This is a genomic window from Kitasatospora sp. NPDC056327 (genome assembly GCF_042261735.1).
Taxonomy (GTDB): domain Bacteria; phylum Actinomycetota; class Actinomycetes; order Streptomycetales; family Streptomycetaceae; genus Kitasatospora.
Window position 1 is genome coordinate 22,587 of the sequence record NZ_JBHJRC010000085.1, and the last position, 6,000, is coordinate 28,586.

Below are 6,000 nucleotides of genomic sequence, written 5' to 3' on the forward strand. Positions count from 1 at the left end.
CGTCCGACCGCCCCAACGCGCCCGGCCCCACCGCACCGGCCGCCGCCCCCGGCACCCCGCCGCGCCGTGCCCCGCTCGCCCTCGACGAACTGCGCGCCCTGGTCGACGCCGGCGAGGTCCACACCGTCGCGCTCGGCTTCACCGACATGCAGGGCCGGCTCCAGGGCAAGCGCTTCGCCGCCCGCTTCTTCCTCGACGAGGTCGCCGAACACGGCGCCGACGCCTGCGAGTACCTGCTCGCCGTCGACGTCGAGCTCAACACCGTGGACGGCTACGCGCTCTCCTCCTGGGAGACCGGCTACGGCGACTTCGCCATGCGCCCCGACCTCGCCACCCTGCGCCTCACCCCCTGGCAGCCGGGCACCGCCCAGGTCACCGCCGACCTCGCCGGCCGCGGGGGGCCCCCCCGGGGCGCCCCCCCCCCCCCCCCGCGGCGCCGGCCCCCCCCCCCCCCCCCCCCCCCCCCCCCCCCCCCCCCCCACCCCCCCCCCCCCCCCCCCCCCCCCCCCCCCCCCCCCCACCCCCACCGCCCTGCGCCACACCCCCGGCCCGCCGGGCCCCGCCCTGGTCACCGCCGACCTCGCCGGCCGCGGCGGCCACCGGGGGCCCGCCGCACCGCGCCAGCTGCTGCGCCGCCAGCTCGCCCGGCTCGCCGAGCACGGCCTCACCGCCGACATCGGCACCGAACTGGAGTTCCTGGTCTTCCGCGACACCTACGAGCAGGCCTGGCAGGGCGGCTACCGCGGCCTGACCCCGGCCAACCTCTACAACGTCGACTACTCGCTGCTCGGCACCGCCCGGATCGAACCGCTGCTCTCCCGGATCCGCACCGAGATGGCCGGCGCCGGCCTGGTGGTCGAGTCCGCCAAGGGCGAGGCCAACCTCGGCCAGCACGAGATCGCCTTCCGCTACGCCGACGCGCTCACCACCTGCGACCAGCACAGCGTCTACAAGACCGGCGCCAAGGAGATCGCCGCCCAACTCGGCTGCGCGCTCACCTTCATGGCCAAGTACGACCAGCGCGAGGGCAACAGCTGCCACATCCACCTGTCGCTGCGCGACGCTGTCGGCGCCCCCGCCTTCGCCGCCGCCGACGGCCGGATGACCGACACCATGCGCCACTTCCTCGCCGGACAGCTGGCCGCGCTGCGCGAGTTCACCCTGCTGTACGCACCGAACATCAACTCCTACAAGCGCTACCGCCCCGGCTCCTTCGCCCCCACCGCGGTCGCCTGGGGCCGCGACAACCGGACCTGCGCCTACCGGGTGGTCGGCCACGGCGCGGGCCTGCGGATGGAGAACCGGGTGCCCGGCGGCGACGTCAACCCGTACCTCGCGGTGGCCGGCATGATCGCCGCCGGCCTGCACGGCATCCGGCACAAGCTCGAACTGCCCGCCCCCTGTCTGGGCAACGCCTACGCCGTCGACGACTACGCCCGGGTGCCCGGCTCGCTGCGCGAGGCCGCCGATCTCTGGGGCGCCGGCGAACTGGCCCGCGAGGCCTTCGGGGACGACGTGGTCGAGCACTACCTCCACATGGCCCGGGTCGAACAGGCCGCCTACGACAGCGCGATCACCGACTGGGAGCGCTACCGGTCCTTCGAACGGATGTGAACACCATCGACACGAGAGCCCCCGCGGACCCGGAGCCCGCCGCCCGCGCCGTCCGCAACCCCGCCACCGGCGAGGTCCTCGCCACCGTCCCCGACACCGGACCGGCCCACCTCGACGCCCTCGTGCGGCGCGCCGCCGCCGCGCAGCGCGGCTGGGCCGCCCTCGCGCCCGGCGAACGGGCCCGGCTGCTGCGCCGCTTCGCCGACCAGGTGGACGTGCACGTCCCCGAACTCGCCGCGCTGGAGGTCACCGAGGCCGGCCACACCCTGGGCAACGCCACCTGGGAGGCGGGCAACGTCCGCGACCTGCTGGAGTACGCGGCCGGGGGAGTGGAACGGCTGACCGGCCGGCAGATCCCGGTGGCCGGCGGCATCGACGTCACCTTCCGCGAGCCGGTCGGCGTGCTCGGGGTGATCGCCCCGTGGAACTTCCCGATGCCGATCGCCGCCTGGGGCTTCGCGCCCGCGCTCGGCGCCGGCAACGCCGTGGTCCTCAAGCCCGCCGAGGCGACCCCGCTCACCGCCCTGCGGCTGGCCGAACTCGCCCTCGCCGCCGGCCTGCCGGAGGGCCTGTTCCAGGTGGCGCCGGGGGCGGGGCCGGTCACCGGGCGCGCCCTGGTGGACCACCCGGCGGTACGGAAGATCGTCTTCACCGGGTCCACCGCGACCGGCAAGGAGGTGGCCGGCCGCTGCGCGGCCGGTGCCAAGCGGGTCACCCTCGAACTCGGCGGCAAGAGCCCGAACATCGTCTTCGCCGACGCGGACCTCGCGGGCGCCGCGGACCCGCTCGCTTTTTTGGACAACAGCGGCCAGGACTGCTGCGCCCGCAGCCGGATCCTGGTCCAGCGCGAGGCCGTGGACGACTTCCTGGCGCTGCTGGTGCCCGCGGTGGAGGCGGTCCGCACCGGCGACCCGGCGGATCCCCGGACGGTGCTGGGCCCGCTGATCTCGGCGGAGCAGGTCCGCCGGGTGGCGTCGTACGTGACACCCGACCTGCCGGTGCTCGCCCGGGGCACGGTGCCCGACGGCCCGGGCTACTGGTACCCGCCGACCGTGCTCGCGCCCACCGACCCGGCCGTCCCGGCGGTCACCGAGGAGATCTTCGGCCCGGTGGCGGTGGTGCTGCCGTTCGAGGACGAGGCGGACGCGCTGCGGCTCGCCAACGCCACCCGGTACGGCCTGTCCGGCTCGATCTGGACCCGCGACCTCGGCCGGGCGCTGCGGATGGCCCGGGGTGTCGCGGCCGGGAACCTGTCGGTCAACTCGCACGCCTCGGTGCGGTACTGGACGCCGTTCGGGGGGTTCGGCGAGTCCGGGGTCGGCCGCGAGCTGGGGCCGGAGGCGCTGGCGCACTTCACCGAGACCAAGAACGTCTTCATCCGGACCGAGGAGTAGGAGCACCGGTGTCCCAGAAGGCCCACCACCCCCACCACCCGCACGAGGAGCCCGCGGAGCCGGTCTGCCGCCGGCTGACCGGCCGGACGGCGGTGATCACCGGCGCGGGCAGCGGGATCGGCCTGGCCTCGGCCCGCCGGCTCGCCGCCGAGGGCGCGAAGGTGGTCTGCGCCGACATCGACGAGACCACCGGCAAGGCGGCCGCCGAGGAGGTCGGCGGGCTCTTCGTGCACACCGACGTCACCGACCAGGCGATGGTCGAGGCCCTGTTCGACGAGGCCTACGAGACCTTCGGCAGCGTGGACGTCGCGTTCAACAACGCGGGCATCTCGCCGCCGGACGACGACTCCATCCTCACCACCGAGCCGGCCACCTGGCACCGGGTCCAGGAGGTCAACCTGACCTCGGTGTACCTCTGCTGCCGGGCGGCGCTGCCGTACATGCGCCGGCACGGGCGCGGGTCGATCATCAACACCGCGAGCTTCGTCGCCCGGATGGGAGCGGCGACCTCGCAGATCTCCTACACCGCCTCCAAGGGCGGGGTGCTGGCGATGTCCCGCGAGCTGGGCGTGCAGTTCGCCCGCGAGGGCATCCGGGTCAACGCGCTCTCCCCGGGGCCGGTGGACACCCCGCTGCTGCGCGAACTGTTCGCCGCGGACCCGGAGCGCGCGGCCCGCCGGCTGGTGCACGTCCCGCTGGGCCGCTTCGCCCGCCCCGAGGAGATCGCCGCCGCGGTGGCCTTCCTCGCGAGCGACGACTCCTCGTTCATCACGGCGAGCGAGTTCCTGGTCGACGGAGGCATCGCGGGCGCCTACGTGACGCCGCTGTAGGCGCCTGACGCCAAGGGTCGTCCGCCCACGGAACGCCTCCGGTTCGAGTGCAACCTTTCCGGGTCCGCGCGAGTCTCGGTGTGCGGAGGGTGCGGGAACCGCCCGTGCCCCCGCGGCCGGGCCCGTGCGCCCGGTCCGCCGCCATCGTTCCAGGGGGGAACAGATGACCCGAACCGTCACCGGCCGCCTCGCCGGCACCGCCGCCGCACTCGTCCTCGCCGCGGGCACCGCGCTCGTCGCCGCCGTGCCCGCCTCGGCCGCCCCGATCATCAGCATCGGGTACGACGTGCAGGTCCGCGCCGTGCACAGCGGCAAGTGTCTGGAGGTCGCCGACTGGCGCACCGACAACGGCGCGCCGGTCCGCCAGTGGACCTGCACCGGCGGTGCCAACCAGAAGTGGCACTTCAACCCGGACGGCACGGTGCTGAACGCGCACAGCGGCAAGTGCCTGGAGGTCCCGGGCTGGAACCGCGAGCGCGGGGTCCAGGTGGGCCAGTGGGACTGCCACGGCGGCTACAACCAGAAGTGGGAGGGCATGAACGCGATGCCCGATCTGGGCTCGATGTCCGTCTGGAGCTCCTACGCGGCCCTTCCGATCGACATCAGGAGCGCGAGCACGGCGGACGGCGCACCGGCGGTCCTGTGGCCGGCGGGCGGCCCCGGGTACAACCAGCAGTTCAGCTTCGAGGGCTAGGGCGTCTCTTGTGGATCTTGTCGGACAGGCCGCGGCGAGGTGCGTGCCCCGGCGTCGCGGGCCCGGCAGTGATCCACAAGAGCCCCGGCCCCGGGGCCCGCGGGCCGGTCCGGCGGTGCCGCGTCGCCCACCGCCGGGCCGGGATTCCGCCTTCTCACCGTAATCTCATCGAAAAGGCCGGGAATCCGGGGTCCAGCTGATTTCGCGCTTATCCGGCTGGCCTTAGATTCGGTGTCGTGAGCGAGCAGATCCCCGCCGGGTGGTACCCGGACCCGAAGGACATCAGCGGCGACCCGAGGCCGCAGCGCTGGTGGGACGGCAAGGGGTGGACGGCCAGCACCCGGCCCGCACCCTCGGACGCACCGCCGCCGGAGGCCCCGGCGGCCGGTGTTCCGGGGCCGGACGAGGCCGCCGGACCCCGGGTGCTGGAGGGGGAGGTGCTGGACGGCGGGCAGTCGGTCCGCTACCCGGAGCCTCCGCCCTTCGGCACCGCCTACGGTTCGCCGGTGCCGCCGGCCCCGAGGCGCAGGCGCAGGCCGTCCAAGGTGGTGATCGCGGCCGCGGTGGCGGCCGTGCTCGGCCTGGGCGTCGGCTCGGGCGTCACCTACCTGGCGACCGGTGACCACGACGACCGGCACCGTGCGGCCCGTCCCGTCGCCCCGAACGGGGAGGGCGGTCCCTGGCGCGGCCTGCCCGACTTCAACGGCCCCGGGGACGGCGGCGGTGGCAACGGCAGCGGCGGCAACGGCCAAGGGAACGGAAACGGCAGCGGCGGCAACGGCCAGGGCAAGGGGAACGGCAACGGTGGCGGTGGCAACGGCCAGGGCAACGGCGGCCAGGGCAAGGGCAACGCCACCGACCGCGCCGTGGACGTGGTGAACCGGCTCGTGCTGCAGGTCCCCTCCGGCTGGGAGGGCGGCACCACCCGCGACGGCTACGCCGCGCTGAGCATCGGCTCCTACGAGTGCGAGGGCGGCGGTACCTGCTCGCTCGGCGGTGCCAACACCGGCCGGATCGACGGCTCCGGCAGCGACGCGCAGGCGGCGGCCAAGGCCGACATCGAGAAGGCCGTCAAGGACTCCTACAACGAGATCGTCTCGCACGAGGAGCTCAAGTCCGAGGCGGTCAAGGTGGACGGCCGGGACGGCTACCTGGTCCGCTGGAAGGTGGACGCCGCCAAGGGCAACGACGGCTACGTGCAGACCGTGGTGTTCCCGTCCGCCGACGGCAAGTCCCTGGTCTCGGTGCACCTCGGCTTCGACATCGCCGCCAAGGCGCCCGACGTCGCGGTGATGGACGCCATCGTCAAGGGCATCGGCGACTACAGCGGCAAGCTGCCGGCGATCCCGGGCTTCCCCGGCGCCCCGGGGGACGGCGGCACCGCGAACACCTGACCGCCGCCGCGGCCCGGCTCACCGGCCGCGGACCGGCCCACGAACGGCGGTGGCCCGCCCGGAACGATCCGGGC

The 6,000-nt window shown here is 74.9% G+C and carries 4 protein-coding genes and 2 pseudogenes; all 6 read left to right on the forward strand.

Going from position 1 to position 6,000, the window contains the following annotated elements; all coding sequences use genetic code 11:
- Nucleotides 1–89: 89 nt before the first annotated feature.
- Nucleotides 90–407 (forward strand): annotated as a pseudogene (locus ACFCX4_RS15100) (glutamine synthetase); the annotation flags it as partial.
- 198 nt (nucleotides 408–605) lie between these two features.
- A pseudogene (locus ACFCX4_RS15105) lies at nucleotides 606–1,614 on the forward strand (glutamine synthetase family protein); the annotation flags it as partial.
- Nucleotides 1,611–3,008, forward strand: a complete 1,398-nt coding sequence (locus tag ACFCX4_RS15110) for an aldehyde dehydrogenase family protein (protein WP_376142412.1) — start codon at nucleotides 1,611–1,613, stop codon at nucleotides 3,006–3,008. The pseudogene ACFCX4_RS15105 and the gene ACFCX4_RS15110, both read left to right, overlap by 4 nt.
- Nucleotides 3,009–3,016: 8 nt before the next feature.
- Nucleotides 3,017–3,838 carry a 3-oxoacyl-ACP reductase gene (locus ACFCX4_RS15115; protein WP_376142414.1) on the forward strand — a complete coding sequence of 274 codons (822 nt, stop codon included), beginning with the start codon at nucleotides 3,017–3,019 and terminating at the stop codon, nucleotides 3,836–3,838.
- A 163-nt stretch (nucleotides 3,839–4,001) separates the two neighbouring features.
- Nucleotides 4,002–4,532 (forward strand): RICIN domain-containing protein, encoded by a 531-nt coding sequence (locus ACFCX4_RS15120; RefSeq protein WP_376142416.1) that lies wholly within the window; start codon nucleotides 4,002–4,004, stop codon nucleotides 4,530–4,532.
- Between the two features lie 236 nt (nucleotides 4,533–4,768).
- Nucleotides 4,769–5,926: a DUF2510 domain-containing protein gene (locus ACFCX4_RS15125; RefSeq protein ID WP_376142418.1), complete on the forward strand. Its 1,158-nt coding sequence runs from the start codon at nucleotides 4,769–4,771 to the stop codon at nucleotides 5,924–5,926.
- Nucleotides 5,927–6,000: the final 74 nt, after the last annotated feature.